The organism is Bifidobacterium samirii, from assembly GCF_003952945.1.
Classification (GTDB): domain Bacteria; phylum Actinomycetota; class Actinomycetes; order Actinomycetales; family Bifidobacteriaceae; genus Bifidobacterium; species Bifidobacterium samirii.
Window position 1 is genome coordinate 35,733 of record NZ_QXGK01000009.1, and the last position, 19,844, is coordinate 55,576.

Annotated in this window: 16 protein-coding genes; 15 read left to right on the plus strand and 1 reads right to left on the minus strand. The window is 68.8% G+C overall.

The genetic code is table 11. From position 1 onward, the window contains the following. Positions 1-5 precede the first annotated feature (5 nt). From D2E24_RS05670 to mltG, 10 genes are all read left to right on the plus strand, one after another. Positions 6-1,217 (plus strand): ABC transporter permease, encoded by a 1,212-nt coding sequence (locus tag D2E24_RS05670; RefSeq protein ID WP_125968354.1) that lies wholly within the window; start codon positions 6-8, stop codon positions 1,215-1,217. Further along, on the plus strand, positions 1,217-2,092 hold the full coding sequence (locus D2E24_RS05675; RefSeq protein ID WP_125968355.1) for an ABC transporter ATP-binding protein: 876 nt from the start codon (positions 1,217-1,219) through the stop codon (positions 2,090-2,092). Before D2E24_RS05670 ends, D2E24_RS05675 begins: the two co-directional genes overlap by 1 nt. 218 nt (positions 2,093-2,310) lie before the next feature. After that, positions 2,311-2,937 carry a 30S ribosomal protein S4 gene (gene rpsD, locus D2E24_RS05680; protein ID WP_125968356.1) on the plus strand — a complete coding sequence of 209 codons (627 nt, stop codon included), beginning with the start codon at positions 2,311-2,313 and terminating at the stop codon, positions 2,935-2,937. Positions 2,938-3,172: 235 nt separating this feature from the next. Then, complete coding sequence (locus tag D2E24_RS05685; protein WP_125968357.1) at positions 3,173-6,277, plus strand: family 43 glycosylhydrolase; 3,105 nt, start codon at positions 3,173-3,175, stop codon at positions 6,275-6,277. A 183-nt stretch (positions 6,278-6,460) separates the two neighbouring features. Continuing rightward, positions 6,461-7,135: a histidine phosphatase family protein gene (locus D2E24_RS05690; protein WP_125968358.1), complete on the plus strand. Its 675-nt coding sequence runs from the start codon at positions 6,461-6,463 to the stop codon at positions 7,133-7,135. A gap of 142 nt (positions 7,136-7,277) precedes the next feature. Continuing rightward, entirely contained in the window at positions 7,278-7,661 is a 384-nt protein-coding gene (locus D2E24_RS05695; RefSeq protein WP_125968359.1) for a DUF948 domain-containing protein, read from the plus strand. Then, positions 7,661-7,900, plus strand: a complete 240-nt coding sequence (locus D2E24_RS05700) for a hypothetical protein (protein ID WP_125968360.1) — start codon at positions 7,661-7,663, stop codon at positions 7,898-7,900. The genes D2E24_RS05695 and D2E24_RS05700 overlap by 1 nt, the downstream gene beginning before the upstream one ends. Positions 7,901-8,010: 110 nt before the next feature. Further along, positions 8,011-10,689: an alanine--tRNA ligase gene (gene alaS, locus D2E24_RS05705; RefSeq protein ID WP_125968361.1), complete on the plus strand. Its 2,679-nt coding sequence runs from the start codon at positions 8,011-8,013 to the stop codon at positions 10,687-10,689. An 8-nt stretch (positions 10,690-10,697) separates the two neighbouring features. After that, a complete protein-coding gene (ruvX, locus tag D2E24_RS05710) occupies positions 10,698-11,165 on the plus strand; it encodes a Holliday junction resolvase RuvX (protein ID WP_125968362.1) in 468 nt (155 codons plus the stop codon). Continuing rightward, the gene (gene mltG, locus D2E24_RS05715) at positions 11,165-12,343 is read left to right on the plus strand and encodes an endolytic transglycosylase MltG (protein ID WP_125968363.1); all 1,179 of its coding nucleotides are present in this window, start codon (positions 11,165-11,167) and stop codon (positions 12,341-12,343) included. The genes ruvX and mltG overlap by 1 nt, the downstream gene beginning before the upstream one ends. Positions 12,344-12,379: 36 nt before the next feature. Here mltG and D2E24_RS05720 read toward each other — a convergent pair whose 3' ends face one another. Then, a complete protein-coding gene (locus D2E24_RS05720; RefSeq protein WP_125968364.1) occupies positions 12,380-12,841 on the minus strand; it encodes a prepilin peptidase in 462 nt (153 codons plus the stop codon). 48 nt (positions 12,842-12,889) lie between these two features. On the opposite strand from D2E24_RS05720, the gene aroC reads away from it, so the two are divergent. The 5 genes from aroC (at position 12,890) to D2E24_RS05745 (ending at position 19,695) form a co-directional block, all read left to right on the plus strand. Continuing rightward, the gene (gene aroC / locus D2E24_RS05725) at positions 12,890-14,083 is read left to right on the plus strand and encodes a chorismate synthase (RefSeq protein ID WP_125968365.1); all 1,194 of its coding nucleotides are present in this window, start codon (positions 12,890-12,892) and stop codon (positions 14,081-14,083) included. Continuing rightward, entirely contained in the window at positions 14,062-15,708 is a 1,647-nt protein-coding gene (locus tag D2E24_RS05730) for a bifunctional shikimate kinase/3-dehydroquinate synthase (protein ID WP_420897482.1), read from the plus strand. The genes aroC and D2E24_RS05730 overlap by 22 nt, the downstream gene beginning before the upstream one ends. Positions 15,709-15,794: 86 nt before the next feature. After that, positions 15,795-16,244, plus strand: a complete 450-nt coding sequence (locus D2E24_RS05735) for a type II 3-dehydroquinate dehydratase (protein ID WP_125968367.1) — start codon at positions 15,795-15,797, stop codon at positions 16,242-16,244. Between the two features lie 213 nt (positions 16,245-16,457). Further along, entirely contained in the window at positions 16,458-17,954 is a 1,497-nt protein-coding gene (locus D2E24_RS05740; RefSeq protein WP_125968368.1) for a DUF2142 domain-containing protein, read from the plus strand. Positions 17,955-18,036: 82 nt separating this feature from the next. After that, a complete protein-coding gene (locus D2E24_RS05745; RefSeq protein WP_125968369.1) occupies positions 18,037-19,695 on the plus strand; it encodes a CTP synthase in 1,659 nt (552 codons plus the stop codon). The last annotated feature ends 149 nt before the right edge of the window (positions 19,696-19,844 follow it).

A 19,844-nucleotide genomic window follows, 5' to 3' on the forward strand; every position in this document is an offset into this window, starting at 1 on the left:
CGCCCATGCCGCACATCACCCTCGCCCGGCTGCCGTTGGAGAACCTGCGCCGCCGGCCGCTGCGCACCGCGATGCTGATCGTCGTCGTCACCATGCTCACCGTCGCCGTCTACGGCGGCGCACTGCTCGCCGCGAACCTGGGCGACGGGATCGACAGCATGAGCGAACGCATGGGCGCCGACCTCATGGTCACGCCCCAGAACACCGGCACGCAGGCCGAGGCGCTCCTCACCGGAAGCTCGTCCGGCACGTTCTACTTCACCAACGACATCGCCGCGCTCGTATCCAAGGCCGACGGCGTGGCCCGCGCCACCGCCCAGACCTACATCGCCTCCCTGTCCGCCGACTGCTGCGACGGCAAGGTGCAGATCATCGGCTTCGACCCGTCCACCGACTTCGTCATCGAACCGTGGATCGTCTCCCAGTACGACGGCGCGCTCGCCACCGGCGAGGCCATCGCCGGATCGGGCATCAACGTGTCCGCCGACGGCACGATCCGCCTCTACGGCCACGAATTCCCCGTCGTCGCCCAGCTGGCCGCCACCGGCACCGGACTCGACAACGCCGTGTTCGTCGACTCGTCCACCGTGCCGCAGGTCATCGGCTACTCCGCCGAGGTCGGCCACGCCGCCATCCCCGCCGCATACGCCGACAAGGCCGTCTCCGCCGTGCTCGTCAAGGTCGCCGACGGCTACGACGCGCACAAGGTCGCCGACAACATCGCCGCCGCCAGCGGCCTCGACGGACTCGGATACGTCTATCCGGGCGGCCTGACCGCCACCACGCGCGCCGGCCTCGATACGATCGTCTCCTACGCGGCCGCGTTCCTCGCCGTGTTCTGGACCATGGGCCTGATCGTCCTCGTCGCCGTGTTCACATCGGCCACGAACGAACGCAAGCGCGAGTTCGCCGCCTACCGGATCATGGGCGCCACCCGCGGCACGCTCGTCTCGCTGGTCGTGCGCGAATCCGCCGCGATCGGACTCGCCGGCGGACTGGCCGGCGTGACGCTCGCCTCGCTGGCGATCCTGCCGTTCTCCACGCTCATCGCCAGCCGTCTGCAGCTGCCGTACCTGCAGACGGGCGCGCTGCGCGTGGCGGCGATGATGCTGCTCGCCCTGGCGTTCGCCGTGGCGACCGGCGTGCTCGCCTGCCTGGCGAGCGCGGTGCGCCTGAGCGCGCCGGAGACGTACCTGACGCTGAGGGAGGGGGAGTGATGGCGCTGCTGGAGATTCGGGACGTGACGAGGACGTTCCGACGCCGCGGCCGCGAGTTCGCCGCCGTCGACCACGTGTCGCTGTCCGTCGAACCGGGCGGGTTCGTCGCGATCGTGGGACGCTCGGGCAACGGCAAGAGCACGCTGCTCAACCTGATCGCCGGGCTGCTGCGCCCCACGTCCGGTTCGGTCGTGTTCGACGGACGCGACCTCGCGTCACTCGACGACCGGGTGATGTCGGCGGTGCGCTCGCGCGGCATCGGATTCGTCACCCAGTCCCACACGCTGATGCCGAACCTGACCGTGCTCGACAACGTGATCCTGCCGTCCGTGATGCCCGGCGCGGCGGGGGACGGTCCGGTCGTGCCGGACATGTTCGATGCGGACGGTTGCGACGGCGTCCGCCCGTCCGACGGCGACACGCCGGACACGCCGACGGCGCCGGCTCCATCCGCCGGCGATCCGGATGCGGGCGACGGAGTCCCGGCCGCCGTCCCCGGACTGCCCGACGTGATCGCGCCGATGCCGGCGGCCGTCGTCGCCGACATGCCGTCGGACGGCGCCGCACGCCGCGCGATGCGGCTGCTGACGGCGCTGCAGGTGGGCGACCTCGCCGGATGCCGCCCGCGGGAGCTGTCGGGCGGGGAGATGCGGCGCGTCGCCATCGCACGCGCGCTGATGAACCGGCCTCGCCTGCTCATCGCCGACGAGCCGACCGGCGACCTGGACGCCGACAGCACCGCGACCGTGATGCGCCTGCTGCGCGGCGTGGCCGACGCCGGGACCGCGGTGCTCATGGTCACGCACGACCCCGACGCGCTCGGATACGCCGACCGCGTGCTGAGGATGGACCGCGGCGTGCTGACGGAGGCGTGACTGTCCGCCCCCGGTGTGTATAGTTGGCGATTGGTGTGCGCCGCCGGGTGCATGCCGTCTGGAGTCTTAGCCCATCAGCGGGTCGGCGACCGGGACCGCAGGGTCCCAGCCGTTCGCGTCTTGCGCGACTAGCGCTGGAGAGGCCGACTCAGCGCGGGGCGCACTGCGTTCCCCGCGTTCCGTTCAGACAACGACAGAACAACCAAAGGATCAAACCAATGACGAACGTTCAGCGTTCCCGCCGTCAGGTGCGCCTTTCCCGCGCCCTCGGCATCGCCCTGACCCCGAAGGCCCAGCGCATCTTCGAGAAGCGCCCGTACGCTCCGGGTGAGCACGGCCGCACCCGCCGTCGCACCGAGTCCGATTACGCGGTGCGTCTGCGCGAGAAGCAGCGTCTGCGCGCCCAGTACGGCGTCTCCGAGAAGCAGCTGCGCGCCTCCTACGAGAAGGCCACCCGCACCGCCGGCCAGACCGGCAACGCGATGCTGACCGATCTCGAGACCCGCCTCGACAACCTGGTCCTGCGTGCCGGCATCGCCCGCACCACCGCTCAGGCCCGTCAGTTCGTGGTCCACCGCCACATCCTCGTCGACGGCAACATCGTCGACCGCCCGTCCTACCGCGTGAAGCCGGGCCAGACCATCCAGGTCCGCGCCAAGAGCCAGACGATGGTCCCGTTCCAGATCGCCGCCGAAGGCGTGCACCGCGACGTGCTGCCGCAGGTCCCGGGCTACCTGGACGTGAACATCGCCTCCCTGAAGGCGACCCTCACCCGCAAGCCGGAGGCCGAAGAGGTGCCGGTGCAGGTCAACATCCAGTACGTCGTCGAGTTCTACGCTCGCTGATCTGGATCAACACACTGTAAATATTTACAGCTTAAGGACATACATACGCATGAGCGCCCCGGCTTCGCCCGGGGCGTTCGTGTTTTTCCGGACGACGTGCTTTACATCGATGCAAACGGTGCTACGATAAGAACCGCCGGCGAGGGAGTCGGCGTTTTCCGAGAACAGAATCACGGGCGACGACGGACGTCGCCGTCTTTTTCCATATCGGCAATGAAGAAGGGTGGGTACCCGTATGTATGATTTACATCGATGGAAACGAGGTGTCGCATCGGTCGCGGCGGCCTCGATGCTGCTGTGCGGCCTCGGCGCGAGTCTGACCGCATCGGCCGTCGCCGACGAGGTGACGGTGCCGGCGCCGATCGTCGACTACGACTTCACCTCGGCCCAGGGCGACGGCACGGCCGTACGCAACGACGTGTCCGGCTCGACGTTCGGCGACGCCCGCATCGTGGCCGCCGACGGCACGTCCGCCGAGGGGACCTGGCAGGACGACGCGCTGCAGATGGAGGGCGACCGCTACGTGAGGCTGCCCGACGGCATCCTCAAGGGCAAGGCGTCGGCCACCGTGTCGGTGACGGTGCGCAACGACCAGTTCAACAGCTCCGGCGCATGGACGTACCTGTGGCAGCTCGGCGGCACCGGCCAGACCGCCAAGGGCTCCTGGACCGCCTCCACGCACACCTCGCTGTACTCGTCCATCACCTCGAAGGCCAACGGCGACGGGGAGACGTACTTCTCCGCCAGCGAGAACCTGTCCATGTCGAAGTTCCAGACCCTGACTGCCACCATCGACGGCACGACCCGCGAGACGAAGCTCTACATCGACGGCCGCCTCGTCGGCTCGACCGTCGCCTCCGCGACGCCGGCCGACTTCCAGGCGCACGACTGGAACGTCATCGGCGAATCCCGCTACCCGGGCGTGGGCGACGCGCTCTTCCACGGCGCGATCCGATCCTTCGCCGTGTACGACGAGACGCTGACCCAGGACCAGATCGCCCGCACGCTCGACGCCGACGGCGTGTCCGCATTGCTCGACGCCCAGGCCGACGCCCTCGACGTGCCGTCCTCGGCCAACGCCGACTTCACGCTGGCGACCCGTACGACGAACGCGTCCGTGTCCTGGACCAGCTCCGACGCGACGACCATCGAAGTCGCCGACGACGGCACCGCCGCGGTGACGCTGCCGTCCGAGGACACGACGGTGACGCTGACCGCCACGCTCACGCCCGACTCCGGCATCGCCGACCCGTCCGAGCCGGTCGTCAGGACCTTCGACGTGCTCGTGCCCAAGGCGCTCGACCGCGACGCCCTGCGCGAGGCGATGGCCGCCGCGCTCACCGTCGACGGATCCGAGAACGTCAAGGGCGATCTGCTGCTGCCGCGCACCGTCAGCCTCGACGCCTACGGCATCAGCGGCGACGTGACGTGGACCTCGTCCGACGACAAGGTCGTGTCCATCGTCGCCCCGGCCCCCGGCGACGGTTCCGTCGCCGCCAAGGTGACCCGCCCCGCCTCCGGCGCCGCCGAGGTCACCCTGACCGCGACCATCGCATCCGAGGCGCTGGGCGAACCGGTCGTCAAGACCATCGACCTGCTCGTCCAGGCAGAGTCCGCGGGCGACGACGCCGGCCACGCGCGCGTCACCGTCCACGACCCGTCGATCATCAAGTCCGACGGCGTGTACTACTCGTTTGGCTCCCACCGCGCGTGGGCCAAGAGCACCGACCTGCAGCACTGGCAGTACTTCGAGAACAACCTGAGCCGCGACTACGAGGAGATCTTCGCCGACATCTGGAACGCCTGGCCCAAGCAGGACTCCAACCCGGACGTCGCCGGCAACATGTGGGCCCCCGAGATCATCTGGAACCCCACGATGAACAAGTGGTGCATGTACATGAGCATCAACGGCGGCGGCTTCCCGTACCAGAAGTCCGTGATGACGCTGCTGACCGCCGACTCGCTCGACGGCGACTGGACGTACGTCGGACCGGTCATCTACTCCGGCTTCTCCGCGGCGAACGCGTCGGCGACCGACGTGTACCGCGTGCTGGGCGAAGGCGCCGACCTGACCCGCTACGCCAGCCTGCAGGACACCGGTCTGAACATGATCGACGCGAGCGTCCACTACGACGGCGATGAGCTGTGGATGGCGTTCGGATCGTGGTTCGGCGGCATCTGGATGGTCCGCCTCGACCCGTCCACCGGCCTGCGCGACTACGCCACGACCTACCCGACCGTCGAGAACGTATCCGACGGCTACTACGGCCACAAGCTCGCCGGCGGCCACGGCAACTCCGGCGAGGGCGCCACGATGATCCACCAGGGCGACTACTGGTATCTGTTCCTGTCCTACGGCGGGCTGTCGCAGACCGGCGGCTACCAGATCCGCGAGTTCCGCTCCAAGGACATCGAGGGCCCCTACGTCGACCAGAACGGCAACCCGGCCGTGTACACGTCGTCGTTCGACGACACCAAGGTGAACCGCGGCCTGCGCATCCTGAGCTCCTACGACCAGCCGGGATCGGAGAACGTCAAGACCGCCCAGGGCGGCAACTCGGTCTTCGCCGACGAGGACGGCACCGTGTACAACGTGTTCCACACCCGCTTCGTGCGCACCGAAGGCAACCTCGAGGAGCATCAGGTGCGCGTCCAGCAGCTGGTCATGTCTCCCGACGGATGGCTCGTCAGCGCTCCGTACGAGAAGTCCGGCGCCGTGCGTCAGGGCGCGTACGATGCGGCCGACATCGCCGGTGAGTTCGACGTCGTCGTGCACGACCCGACCTCCTACTACGCCGGCGGCGACGCCGACGCGGCCGGCATCTACCACGCCCGCAAGGTGACGCTCGCCGCCGACGGCACCGTCACCGGAGCCGCCCGCGGCACCTGGACGCTCGACGGCGACGCCGTGACGATCCACATCGAGGAGAGCGACGAGGGCGTGCTCATGCACGGCGACTACACCGCCGCCGTGGGCGAGCAGACCGCCGAGGACGGCACGAACCGCCTGTTCCTGACCGGCGTCGGCGGCGACGTGTTCACCGCCGTCGGCTCCGACGTCGAATCGAACGGCAACGGCGCCGCGGCCTTCTGGGCCACCCGCGCGTACGCCGCGTCCGACGACGGCAAGGACGACGGCTCCGACGACGGCAAGGACGATGGCAAGGACGACGAAGGCGCGGCGGACAAGGGCGACGGCCAGTCCGCCCGTCCCGGCGCCACGGCAGACGGCGGCAAGTCCGCGCTGTCGGCGACCGGCGCGCCCATCGCCGGCATCGCGATGACCGGCCTCGCGCTGGCGGGCATCGGCCTGACGCTCATGCGTCGCCGCCGCGCCTGACGGCACGCCCCCGACCGCGGCCGGCCGTCGGGACGGACCCACCCGGATCCCGTCCCGACGGCCGGCCGCCGTCGTTCCGCGCCATGAACGCGTCCACGCCGATCCGCGGCGGACGCGAAACCCCGAGGGACGCAGGGCGGATCGCGGCGCGACATGGCACGGGCCGGTGCCATAATCGGGACCATGATCCTTCATCTGCATCTGGTCCGCCACGGGCAGACCGTGTTCAACCGCTACAACCGGCTCCAGGGCTGGTGCGACTCGCCGCTGACCGAATCCGGCCTGGCCGACGCCGACAAGGCCGGCCGCAAGCTCGCCGACATCGACTTCGCCGCCGCCTACTGCTCCGACACGTCGCGCGCCCGCATCACCGCGGCGCGCATCCTCGACGTCAACGAGGCCGCCGGGCACCGCCGCCCCGCACTCGTCGACGACATGCACTTCCGCGAGCAGTGCTACGGCTACTTCGAAGGCCAGGACATGTCGCTGGCGTGGACCGCCGCCGGCGGCCCCCACGGCGCGCCCTCGTACAACGCGATCGTGGCGCGCTACGGCCTGTCCGCCACCCGCGACCTGCTCAAGGCCGCCGACCCGTTCCACGACGCCGAATCCGACGCCGAATACTGGGCGCGCGTCGAAGGCGCGTTCGCGCTGATCGCCGCGAACCCGACGCTGCGCGACGGCGACCACGTGCTGCAGATCTCGCACGGCAACACGCTGCTGAGCCTCGCCCACCGCTTCGGCGGCGACGGCCTCGACCTGAGCGAACGCCCCGCCAACGGCTCGGTCACCGTCGTCGACTTCGACACCGAGCGGCCGTTCGAGAACGCGCTGACGATCGTCTCCTACAACGGCTGACGCGAAGGCGTCCGTCGGGCGTACGCCCCTGCGGCCGCCGGCGGAGCCCGCCTTCCCGGCTTGCGCGCGTCGCGGCCGTTGGCTAGGCTTGTGCGGGTATTGTGTGCGACCTGCGGGCCGCCAGACAGGAAAGAGGTCCAGGATGGGTGTTGGAGAAATCGCCGGTCTGATCGCCGCGATCGCGTTCGCGATCCTCGCGGGATTCATGATCTACCCGCTGATCCGACTCGGCAAGCTGTTCGACCAGATCGCCGAAACGGTGCGCGAATCCGGCGAGCACGCGATCCCCGCCATCGACGAGGGCGTGACCACCGTCCGGCAGGTCAACCGGTCCCTGGAGGACGTCAACCGCATCTCCGCGGCGGCGTCCGCGACCGCGACCAACGTGGGCGCGCTGACCGACCTGTACGGCTCGTTCCTCGGCAAGCCCGTCATCAAGATCGCCTCGGCCGTGTACGCGGCCCAGTCCACCGCGCGCTCCTTCCTCGCGAAGCAGGGCATGCACGCCACGACCAAGGGGGAGTGATGTTCAGACGACTGTTCTGGTTCGGCGTGGGATTCGCCGCCGGCGTGATCGCCGTGTCCAAGGCCAACGCCTACGTGAAGGCGAACACGCCCGACGCGATGCGCCAGTTCGTGCTCGGTCCCGACCAGGACCACGTGGCCGTCCGCACGCTCGAAGGACTGGTCAACGAGTTCAACGCGACGCGCCGAGCCCGCGAGGCTGAGCTCAACAGGACGTACGCCGAGCGCTCGGCCCGATAGCCCGCTCGCCGGCCAGTCCATCCGGCAAAGCCTATCGAACCATCGAAGACACACAGGATTTCCGGGCGCAGCCACCACGGCCGCCCAAAACCAAGGAGTTCAACACATACATGCGCACCTCAGAAATCGCGAAGCGCTATCTTGACTACTTCGGCAACCACGACCACCTCGTGGTGCCCTCGTCGTCGCTGATCTCGCCGAACCCGACCACCCTGTTCACCATCGCCGGCATGGTGCCGTTCATCCCGTACCTGATGGGCGAGCAGACCCCGCCGAGCCCGCGCATGGCCTCCAACCAGAAGTGCGTGCGCACCCTCGACATCGACGAGGTCGGCAAGACCACCCGCCACGGCACCTTCTTCCAGATGCTCGGCAACTTCTCCTTCGGCGACTACTTCAAGGAGGAGGCGATCCACTACGCGTGGGAGCTGCTGACCACCCCGCAGGACAAGGGCGGCTACGGCTTCGACCCGGAGAAGCTGTGGATGACGACCTTCACCGACGACGAAGAGGCCCGCTCGATGTGGCGCAACGAGGGCGTCGACCCCGAGCACATCCAGATCATGGGCATGGAGGACAACTTCTGGACCACCGGCGGCCCCGGCCCCGGCGGCCCCTGCTCCGAGATCTACGTCGACCGCGGCCCCGAATACGGCATCGAGGGAGGCCCGATCGCCGACGAGAACCGCTACATCGAGATCTGGGACCTCGTGTTCGAGAACTACGAGGTCGACAACGTCAAGTCCAAGACCGACCTGCACATCGTGGGCGAGCTGGAGAACAAGAACATCGACACCGGCGCCGGCCTGGAGCGCCTCGCCTACCTGATGCAGGGCAAGCAGAACATCTACGAGACCGACGAGGTCTTCCCGGTCATCGAGGCCGCCCAGATGCTCTCCGGCCTCAAGTACGGCGACGACGCGGCCATGGACGTCAAGTTCCGCGTGGTCGCCGACCACGTGCGCTCCGCCCTCATGATCATGTCCGACGGCGTGCGCCCGGCCAACAACGGCCGCGGCTACGTGCTGCGCCGACTGCTGCGCCGCACCGTCAAGGCCATGCGCGCCCTGGGCGTCACCGAGCCCGTGCTGCCGACCCTGTTCCCGACCTCCAAGGACGCGATGGTCGCCAGCTATCCGGAGCTGGAGAACACCTTCCATGAGGTCACCGAATCCGCGTACGGCGAGGAGGACGCGTTCCGCCGCACCCTCGAGGCCGGCACCGAGATCTTCGACATGGCCGTGAGCAAGGCCAAGGAGGCCGGCGAGACCACCGTCTCCGGCGCCGACGCGTTCAAGCTGCACGACACCTACGGCTTCCCGATCGAGCTGACCCTCGAGATGGCCGCCGAGCAGGGCGTGAAGGTCGACGAGGCCAAGTTCCGCGAGCTCATGGACGAGCAGAAGTCCCGCGCCCGCGCCGACGCGCTCAAGAAGCGCCACAACGTGGACCTGTCCGTCTACGACGACTTCAAGAAGACCCTCGCCAAGCCGATCGACTTCCTCGGCTACGAGGACTTCTCCGCGCGCGCCACCGTCCTGGGCATCATGCAGGAGGGCAAGGGCTCCGTGCCGGCCGTCACCGCGCCCGCCACCGTCGAGGTCATCCTCGACCGCACCCCGTTCTACGCGGAGGCCGGCGGCCAGCTGGCCGACCAGGGCGAGATCCTGTCCGACGACGGCGCGGTCCTCGAGGTCGACGACGTGCAGAAGCCGATCAAGGACCTCATCGTCCACCAGTGCCGTCTGACCGAGGGCACGCTCGTCGTGGGCACCCCGGTCAACGCGAACATCGACCTCGACCGCCGCGGCGCGATCGCCCGCTCGCACACCGCCACGCACATGGTGCACAAGGCGTTGCGCGAGGAGCTCGGCCCGCAGGCCACCCAGCGCGGCTCCGAGGACGCCCCGAACCGTCTGCGCTTCGACTTCCAGTGGTCCAAGGCCCCGGCGAAGTCGGTGATGAACGCCGTCGAGGCGCGCGTCAACGAGAAGCTGCGCGAGAACCTCGCCGTCACCACCCGCGAGATGAAGTTCGACGACGCGATCGCCCTGGGCGCCATGCACCTGTTCGGCGAGAAGTACGGCGACGTCGTGCGCGTCGTGTCCATCGGCGAGGACGGCTGGAGCCGCGAGCTGTGCGGCGGCACGCACATCGACCACATCGGCAAGATCGGCGCGATCAACATCATGTCCGAGGCCTCCATCGGCTCCGGCGTGCGCCGCGTCGACGCGCTCGTCGGCCAGAGCGCCTACGAGTTCAACGCCCGCGAGCACGCGCTGGTCTCCCAGCTGAGCGACAAGCTCAACGCCCGTCCGGACGAGCTGGCCGAGCGCGTCAACACGCTGCTCGCCAAGCTCAAGGAGTCCGACCGCCGACTCGCGGCCATGTACGAGGGCCAGCTGGCCGCGTCCGTGCCGCAGCTGGTCGCCGACGCCCGCGAGTCCGCCGCGCCGGTCAAGGTCGCCGCGAAGAACGTGGGCCACTTCGGCTCCTTCGACGCGCTGCGCAAGACCGTGCTCGACATCCGCGGCCAGCTCGGCGACGACGCGCCCGTCGTGGTCGCGCTCGCCGGCGTGTCCGAGGACGACAAGCCGATGGTCGCCGTGGCCACCAACGACGCCGCCCGCAAGGCCGGTATCAAGGCCGGCGATCTGGTGCGCGGCGCCTCCAAGATCCTCGGCGGCGGTGGCGGCGGCAAGCCGGACTTCGCCCAGGGCGGCGGTCAGGACGCCTCCCGCATCGACGAGGCGGTCGCCGCGCTCAAGAACGAGGCGATGAAGGGCTGAACCACCCCGTGGTGTGGCTCGGTATCGATCTCGGTGACGCCCGGGTCGGACTCGCTCTGTCCGACCCGGAGCTCACCTTCGCGCACCCTGCCGGCAACATCAGGGTGTACGGCGACTCATTCCAGGCCCTGGACGAGGTCATCGACGTCATCGAGGACGAATCGGTGGACCACGTCGTGGTCGGCCTTCCGCTGCAGCTGGACGGCACGGAAGGCAAAAGCGCGAAGAAGGCGCGCCGCTGGGCGGCGAATCTCGACAAGCGCATCCGGAACCTGATCGACGCGCATGAATGCGCCATCGAACAGACCCCCACCATCGCACTGGTCGATGAGCGGCTGACGACGGTCAGCGCGCATCGGCAGCTGTCGCAGGCGAACGTATCGGGCAGACGGCACCGTCCCGTAGTGGACCAGCAGGCCGCCGTCGTGATACTGCAATCCGCGCTCGACGGCGCAGACAACGAGGGAGCAGCGTAGTGGCCGACGAATTCGAGGAGTTCTTCTCCGAAGGGACCCAGTGGGTCAATGGCACCGGAACGCCCGCGCCGGAACCGGCGCCCGAGACGGCGCAGTCCCGTCGCGAGCTGCGTCGCCGGCGCGAACGTCGCCGGCGCAACGGCATGATGAAGATCGTCGCCGTCGTGGCGACGGTCGCGATCGTCGCCGTCGGCGCGGTCTTCGCCTACCGTGCGATCCTGTCGTGGCGCGAGGCGCGCCTGTCGGGCGGCGTCAGCGACGTTCAGGACTACGCGGGTCCCGGCAGCGGCGAGGCGGTCTTCACCGTCGAATCCGGACAGGGTGCGCAGGAGATCGGCGAGAACCTCGTCGACGCCGGCATCGTCAAATCCGTCGGCGCGTTCACCAGCGCCGTGACCGCCGCCGACGCGACCCTCTACCCGGGCACGTACACGCTCAAGCTGCAGATGCGCTCGGTCGACGTCGTGAAGATCCTGTCCGACCCCTCCCAGGCCGGAGGATTCCTCGAAGTGCGCCCCGGCGAACGGCTCAGCGACGTGATCGCCGCGGCCGTGCAGGTCAGCGGACTGGCCGAGGACGAGTTCACCGCGATCACCAGCGGCGGCGGCAGCGGCATTCTGCCCGCCGAAGCCGGCGGCAGCTTCGAGGGATGGCTCGAACCGGGCACCTACGACGTGCAGAACCGCACCGCCGAGGAGATCCTCAGGCAGATGGTCGACGCCCGCATCGCCAAGCTCGACGAGCTCGGCGCGCCCAGCGGCGACGAACGCGAGCGCATCCTCAAGATCGCCTCGATCGCCGAGGCCGAGGTGAACCGCGACGACTACTACGGCAAGGTCGCACGCGTCATCGAGAACCGCCTGACCCAAGGCATGAACCTCGGCATGGACACGTCGCTCGCGTACGGTCTGGGCACCACGGCGGCCAAGATCACCGACGCGGACATCGCCGACGCCTCCAACCCGTACAACCTGCACCAGAATCCGGGGCTGCCGCCCACGCCGATCTCCAACCCGGGCGACTCGGCCATCAAGGCCGCCATCAGCCCCGAGGAAGGCGACTGGATGTACTTCGTGACCGTCGACCTGGAGACCGGCGAGACGAAGTTCGTCGCCACCGAGGACGAGTTCTGGCAGATTCGCGACGAATACAAGAACAACAACGAGAACGCGAACTGACCTGCCGCGCCGCCGCCGTCCATGACGGCAGGCGGCTCAGGTCAGCACCGCGGCGAGCAGACCCGCAGCCACGATCACCGGAGCGAACGGCACCTTGCCGGCGAACCGGGTATCGGACTGCGGGTCGAACCGTATCCAGAGGGCCATCCACGCCAGACCGAGCAGACCCATCGCCAGCCACCAGACCAGCATCGCCGTGAACCCGGCCAGACCGACGCCCAATCCCGTCATCAGCGTGCACGTCACATCGCCCAGTCCCAGCGCGCCGGGGCGCACCAGCGCGAGCGCGCACTGCAGCGCCGCCGCGAGCAGCGCGAACAGCAGCGCCTGCGGCACCAGGAACAGGTCGTTCTCCAGCAGCGCTACCACGAGGTCGGCCGCCAGCTGGGCGGCGCAGCCGAGCGCGATCCAGGCGCGCGGCACCCGCCGGCGGCGCACATCCTCGGCGGCCACGGCGATTCCACAGATCAGACTCGGCGTCAACGCAAGGCAGGACATACCGCTATGCTAGTGCGAAGTTGACGACGACAGGCAAAAGGAGCAGATATGTTGCGCTGGCAGACCGCTGGTGAATCGCATGGCGAGGCGTTGGTCGCGATGATCGAAGGGGTGCCGGCCGGCGTGCGGGTCACCACCGACGACATCGTGGACGCGCTGGCGCGGCGGCGTATGGGATACGGACGCGGCGCGCGCATGAAGTTCGAGCAGGACAAGGTGCGACTCCTGACCGGCGTGCGCCACGGCGTCACGCTCGGCTCGCCCATCGCCATCGAGATCGCGAACACCGAATGGCCCAAGTGGACTGAGGTGATGAGCGCCGACCCGCTCGACCACGAGCTCGAACGCGAAGGCCGCAACGCGCCGCTGAGCCGCCCGCGCCCCGGCCACGCCGACCTGACCGGCATGCGCAAGTACGGCTTCGACGACGCCCGACCGGTGCTCGAACGCTCCAGCGCCCGCGAGACCGCCTCGCGCGTCGCCCTCGGCCGCGTCGCCGCCCAGTTCCTCGAGCAGACGCTCGGCATCCGCACCGTCGCGCACGTGCTGTCCGTCGGCGGCGCCGGCGTGGACCAGAACGCCGACCGCACGCTGCCCACCCCCGACGACGTCGCCGCGCTCGACGCGTCGCCGGTGCGCACCCTCGACAAGGACGCCGAAGCGCGCATGGTGGCGCGCATCGACGAGATTAAGGCGTCCGCCGACACCGTGGGCGGCGTCGTCGAGGTCATCGCCTACGGCGTGCCCGCCGGCATCGGCACGTACGTCGAATCCGACCGCCGTCTCGACGCGGCCCTCGCCTCGGCGCTCATGGGCATCCAGGCGATCAAGGGCGTGGCCATCGGCGACGGCTTCCTCGAGGCGGTGCGCCCCGGCTCCGAAGCCCACGACGAGATGGTGCCCGGCGAGGACGGCCGCATCACGCGACTGACCAACCGCGCCGGCGGCATCGAAGGCGGCATGTCCAACGGCGAGCCGATCCGCATCTGCGCCGCGATGAAGCCGATCCCGTCGATCCCGCGCGCGCTGCGCACCGTCGACGTGCTCACCGGCGAAGGCGCCCAGGCCATCAACCAGCGTTCCGACTCGACCGCCGTGCCGGCGTGCGCCGTCGTCGCCGAGGCCATGGTGCGCCTGACGCTCGCCAGGTACGTCATCGAGAAGTTCGGCGGCGACAGCGTCGAGGAGACGCGCCGCAACGCGGAGAGCTACCTCGCCGCCTGGCCGGAGCACATGCGGTGAGCGGGCGTCACCCGGTCGCCGTCATCATCGGCATGATGGGCGCAGGCAAGACGCGCGTCGGCCGCGAGGTCGCGCAGATGCTCCGCCTGCCGTTCCTCGACGCCGACATCGAAATCGAACGCGAGGTCGGCATGAGCATCCCCGACTACTTCGCGCAGTACGGTGAGCCAGCGTTCCGACGCGTCGAAAGCGAGCTGATCGCCCGCACCCTGTCCGACTTCGACGGCATCTTCGCCCTCGGCGGCGGCGCGCCGATGACCCCGGCCGTGCAGGACGCGCTGGCCGGCTACATGGACGAGGGCGGCCGCGTCATCTACCTGCAGGCCGACCCCAAGGAGGCGATGGAGCGCGCCAACCGCGGCGGCGGACGCCCCATGCTCGACGGCGGCGACGCCAACGCACGTTGGATGCGCCTGTACGAGCAGCGCGACCCGGTGTTCACCGCACTGGCGAACGTGCACGTGCGCACGCACGGATCCACGCCGCAGATGGCGGCGAGAAAGGTGATGAACATGATCGAGGAGCGCGTCGTCCACGTCGACGTCGCCGGCGGCGACGACTACAACGTGCGCATCGGCGAAGGTGCGATGAACCATCTCGCCGGCGTGCTGGGACCGGGGGCGCACCGCATCGCCCTCATCCACACCCAGCCGGTGCAGCGCCACTCCGACCGCGCCCGCGCCCTGCTGCGCCAGGCCGGCTACGAGGTGTCCGACATCGTCATCCCCGACGCTGAGGCCGGCAAGACCGTCACCGTCGCCAACGGCATCTGGGAGCGGCTTGGCCGTGAGGGCTTCACCCGCTCCGACGCGGTCGTCGGCGTCGGCGGGGGAGCGGCCACCGACCTGGCCGGCTTCATCGCCGCGACCTGGATGCGCGGCGTGCACTACGTGAACTGCCCGACCTCGCTGCTGGCGATGGTCGACGCGTCCACCGGCGGCAAGACCGGCATCAACACGACCGGCGGCAAGAACCTCGCCGGCTCGTTCTACACGCCCGCCGGCGTGCTCGCCGACACGACCACGCTCGCGTCGCTGCCCAACGACATCTTCATCGAAGGCCTGGGCGAAGTCGCCAAATCCGGCTTCATCTCGGATCCGGAGATCCTGCGCATCCTCAGGGAGCATGCGGCCGAACTGCGAGCCTTCGACGGCGCGTCCCTGCTCGGCTCGCCGCTCGAGGACGTCGTCGACGAGCTCATCGAACGCACCGTGCGCGTCAAGGCGCGCCACGTGTCCGCCGACCTCAAGGAGGCCGGTCTGCGCGAGTTCCTCAACTACGGCCATACGATGGGCCACGCGATCGAGAAGATCGAACACTTCCGCTGGCGTCACGGCAACGCCGTCGCCGTCGGCATGGTGTACGCGGCCGAACTGGCGTCGATCCTCGGCATCATCGACGACGACCTGGTGGTCGAACACCGGACGCTGCTCGACTCGCTGGGACTGCCGACCTCCTGGAACGGCGGATCCTACGAGGACGTGCTCGCGCTCATGCACCGCGACAAGAAGGCGCGCGGCAACCGGCTGCGCTTCGTCGTGCTCGACGCGATCGGCCATCCGATCCACCTGGACGACCCGCCGGCGGACGCCGTCGAGGAGGCGTTCCGGCGCATCGCCGGCTGAACGGCCCGTCGGCATCGCCGGCGGACGGAACCAACGACAACGGCGGCCTCCCGAACGGGAGGCCGTCTTGGGAAAGCGAGGGAATCATGACCAGAGTCATCGTCGTCAACGGACCGAACCTCGGACGGCTCGGCGTACGCCAGCCGGACGTGTACGGGCGCCAGGACCTGGAGGAGCTGCGCCGCCTGTGCACCGCATGGGGTGAGGAGCTGGGACTCGACGTCGAGGTGCGCCAGACCGACGACGAGGCCGAGATGATCGGCTGGATGCACCGCGCCGCCGACGAGAAGACGCCCGTGGTGATGAACCCCGCCGCGTTCACCCACTACTCGTACGGCCTGTCCGACGCGGCGCACATGGTCGGCGACGCCGGCCTGCCCCTGATCGAGGTGCACATCTCCAACCCGTCGGCGCGCGACGAGTTCCGCAAGCGCTCGGTGATCTCCCCGGTCGCCACCGGCACCATCACCGGCATGGGCTTCTACGGCTACAAGCTCGCCCTCGAGGCCGTCGCCCACCTGATCAAAGGGGAGTAGGAGCGGCGGTCAGGCCCGACCGGGGCCGGCGGCGGGGCAGGTGTCATCCGGCCGTCTTTGATCACCTTGCGCGCGGACGGATACTCCCATTCGGTGAGACCGGAAGGCACACTGCGATCGCCCCAATCTGTATGCTCCTCGCTCCGACCCGCCCAAACGCTTGGTTGTGGAAAAACTCTGGTAACGGAGACCGATACGACGAAAGGACATTGCATGAGCAGCCAAGGAGCGAGCCATCGACGCGCCACCGGCAGGCACCTGGTCGACCGTGTGTCCGACCGTGCGTCCGGCGGCGCGGCATTCGACAGGTATCTGTCGGTGTTCCGCCGGTTGATGCCGTTGATCGTGGTGCTGGGGACGCTGATCATGGGCGGCGGGTTCATGGCGCTGACCCAGCCCGGCCACATCCCCGATGTGTGGGCGCATGTCTACCGCGTCGACGGTATGCTGCATGGCGACGTTCTCGCGCATCCGGTGGAGTCGCGCTCGCGGCTGCACGGCGGCGAGGGGAACGTGGGCGGCCACGTTTCCTGGCAGTGGATCGACTATTCGCAGGAGCATTACGACGGCTACGACCCGACCGTCATCCTGCCCGACACGATCACCGTGTCCGATTCGAATGGCGCCGACGTGCCGTACAACAACACCGCCACGAACTCGCCGCTGGTCTACCTGCCGCAACTGGCGGGTTTCGCGTTGGGCGATGCGCTCGGCCTGTCCGCCGGCGCGACCTACTATCTGACCGAAACGATCACGCTGGTCGCGTATGCGCTGTGCATGGCGCTGGCCGTCTTCCTGCTGCCGCGCTGGCGCATCCTCGCCGCCCTGGTGATGCTGTTCCCGCTGACCATCCACCGTTACTCATACGCAATCTCGGCCGACTCGATGACGCAGGCGCTCGCGTTCCTGCTCACCTGCATGCTCGTGCGGGCGACGGTCCGGCGGGTGACGACCGGGTACTGCGCGGCGTTGGCTGTGCTGTGCGTCGCATTGTCGATGTGCAAGTTCGTGTATGCCCCGATGAGCGCGCTCACCCTGCTCGTCCCCTGGGTGCAGCGCGGTCTGGCGGACGGCGGGCCGTCGTCCGGCACACTCGCCGGCGCATCGCCGGAGGTCGCAACGTCCGGCGCGCACGCCGCCATCGGAAAACGGTCCGTCACCGCCCGTGCCGCGTCGTTCCGCGCCCAACTGGGCATCCTCGCCTCGGGCGTCGCGTTGTCGGCCGTCTGGCTCATGGTCTGGATGCGTCTGACCGGATGGTTCGTGACGACGCCGATGCTGGTGTCGCATGCCGAGATGACCGCACGCAAGCAGGCGCTGCTCTCCGACCCCTCCTCGCTGTTGGCTGCGTTGAAGGCCATCGTCATGGCGATCGTGACCGCGCGCTCCAACATGGGCCGACGGCTGGACTCGCTGGTGATCGGCGCCTGCTGGCTGATGATCGCGGCGCTGCTGGTCGTGCTTGTCGTCGCCACGATCCGCCGTGCGATGCCGGCGCGTCTGCTGGTCTTCTGGTGGGGATCGGCCGTGGTGATGATCGGTATCCTGCTGCTGACCTATCTTGCGTTGTGGCTGCAGTATACGCCGGCCGGCGCGGGCGTGGTCGACGGGGTGCAGCACCGCTATTTCCTGCCGCTGGCGCTTATCGGCGTGATATGCGCGGCGGAATGCCTCCGTGCCGTGGGAACGTCCCGTCGGCGCCTTGACTGACCCGACGCCGAGCCGACCATGACTTCAAACGGACATATGCCGTTAACATGACACGTGATTGACGGTGTTATGTTGAAATTCCATGGTCAGAAGAACACATGGGAATTCCCAGGAACACATCACCAAGCACATCTTCGTCACCGGCGGCGTCGTGTCGTCGCTGGGCAAGGGACTCACCGCATCATCCCTGGGCCGACTGTTGCGCAGCCGCGGACTGCACGTGCTGCAGCAGAAGCTCGACCCGTACATCAACGTCGACCCCGGCACGATGAACCCGTTCCAGCACGGCGAGGTCTACGTGACCGAGGACGGCGCCGAAACCGACCTCGACATCGGCCACTACGAGCGCTTCCTCGACGTGTACCTCAGCCAGAAGGCGAACGTCACCACCGGACAGATCTACCAGGAGGTGCTGCGCAAGGAGCGCGCCGGCGAATACCTCGGCCAGTGCGTGCAGGTCATCCCGCACATCACCAACGAGATCAAGGCGCGCATGCGCGCCCAGGCCGCCGACGACGTGGACGTGATCATCACCGAGATCGGCGGCACCGTCGGCGACATCGAATCGCAGCCGTTCCTCGAGGCGGCACGCGAGGTGCGCCGCGAGCTCGGCCCCGACAACTGCATGTTCGTGCACGTCTCCCTCGTGCCGTACATCTCCGCCGCGCACGAGCTCAAGACCAAGCCCACCCAGCATTCCGTCATGATGCTGCGCCAGCTGGGCATCACGCCCGACGCGCTGGTCCTGCGCTCCGACCGCCCGCTCAACCAGTCCATCAAGGACAAGATCTCGCTCATGTGCGACGTCGACGCCGAAGGCGTCGTCAACTGTGTGGACGCGCCCAGCATCTACGACGTGCCGAAGATCCTGTTCGACGAAGGCCTCGACGCGTACGTCGTGCGCGAGCTCGGCCTGCCGTTCCACGACGTCGACTGGGACGAATGGGCCGACCTGCTCGAACGCGTCCACCATCCCAAGCACGAGGTGAACATCGCGATCGTCGGCAAGTACATCGACCTGCCCGACGCGTACCTGTCCGTCACCGAGGCCATCAAGGCCGGCGGCTTCGCCAACTGGGCGAAGGTCAACGTCAAATGGGTGGCCGCCGACCGGTGCGCCACCGAGGAGGGCGCGGCCGCCGCGCTCGACCAGGTCGACGGCATCGTCGTGCCCGGCGGCTTCGGCATCCGCGGCATCGACGGCAAGATCGGCGCGCTGCGCTACGCCCGCGAGAACCGACTGCCCGCACTCGGCCTGTGTCTGGGACTCCAGTCGATGGTCATCGAATACGCGCGCGACGTGATGGGCATCGAGGACGCCGGATCCACCGAATTCGACGAGCACTGCCCGAACCCCGTCATCGCCACGATGGAGGAGCAGAAGGCCATCGTCGCCGGCCACGGCGACATGGGCCACACGATGCGCCTCGGATCCTACCCGGCCGAACTCGAAGAGGACTCGATCGTGGCCGAACTGTACGGCACCACGCACGTGACCGAACGCCACCGCCACCGCTACGAGGTGAACGTCGCCTACAAGGACCGTCTGCGCGAGGCCGGCCTGCGGATCAGCGGCCAGAGCCCCGACGGCGAGCTCACCGAATTCGTCGAGCTGCCGCGCGACGTGCACCCGTTCTACGTGTCCACGCAGGCGCACCCCGAATTCAAGTCCCGCCCCACCAAGCCGCACCCGCTGTTCGCCGGCCTCGTCAAGGCCGCCCTCGACCACCAGCGCGGCTGAGCCCGCCCCGTGTCAGTGTGCGGTTCCGGCCGTTCCCGGACGTAGCCGCACACTGACACGCGGGAAGGCGAGTGCCGGCCGCCGCAGCTCAAGGGCGTGGGGCATAATGGGATGGGGTGCAACGGCACCCGCAGCATTCCATGAAGAGA

Coding starts and splice junctions, on each gene's coding strand:
- D2E24_RS05675 (WP_125968355.1), top strand. CDS start 1,217: ATGGCGCTGCTGGAGATTCGGGACGTGACGAGGACGTTCCGACGCCGC.
- D2E24_RS05695 (WP_125968359.1), top strand. CDS start 7,278: ATGGGTGTTGGAGAAATCGCCGGTCTGATCGCCGCGATCGCGTTCGCG.
- aroC (WP_125968365.1), top strand. CDS start 12,890: ATGTTGCGCTGGCAGACCGCTGGTGAATCGCATGGCGAGGCGTTGGTC.
- D2E24_RS05740 (WP_125968368.1), top strand. CDS start 16,458: ATGAGCAGCCAAGGAGCGAGCCATCGACGCGCCACCGGCAGGCACCTG.
- D2E24_RS05720 (WP_125968364.1), bottom strand. CDS start 12,841: ATGTCCTGCCTTGCGTTGACGCCGAGTCTGATCTGTGGAATCGCCGTG.
- D2E24_RS05700 (WP_125968360.1), top strand. CDS start 7,661: ATGTTCAGACGACTGTTCTGGTTCGGCGTGGGATTCGCCGCCGGCGTG.
- D2E24_RS05670 (WP_125968354.1), top strand. CDS start 6: ATGCCGCACATCACCCTCGCCCGGCTGCCGTTGGAGAACCTGCGCCGC.
- D2E24_RS05690 (WP_125968358.1), top strand. CDS start 6,461: ATGATCCTTCATCTGCATCTGGTCCGCCACGGGCAGACCGTGTTCAAC.
- D2E24_RS05685 (WP_125968357.1), top strand. CDS start 3,173: ATGTATGATTTACATCGATGGAAACGAGGTGTCGCATCGGTCGCGGCG.
- alaS (WP_125968361.1), top strand. CDS start 8,011: ATGCGCACCTCAGAAATCGCGAAGCGCTATCTTGACTACTTCGGCAAC.
- D2E24_RS05745 (WP_125968369.1), top strand. CDS start 18,037: ATGGTCAGAAGAACACATGGGAATTCCCAGGAACACATCACCAAGCAC.
- rpsD (WP_125968356.1), top strand. CDS start 2,311: ATGACGAACGTTCAGCGTTCCCGCCGTCAGGTGCGCCTTTCCCGCGCC.
- D2E24_RS05735 (WP_125968367.1), top strand. CDS start 15,795: ATGACCAGAGTCATCGTCGTCAACGGACCGAACCTCGGACGGCTCGGC.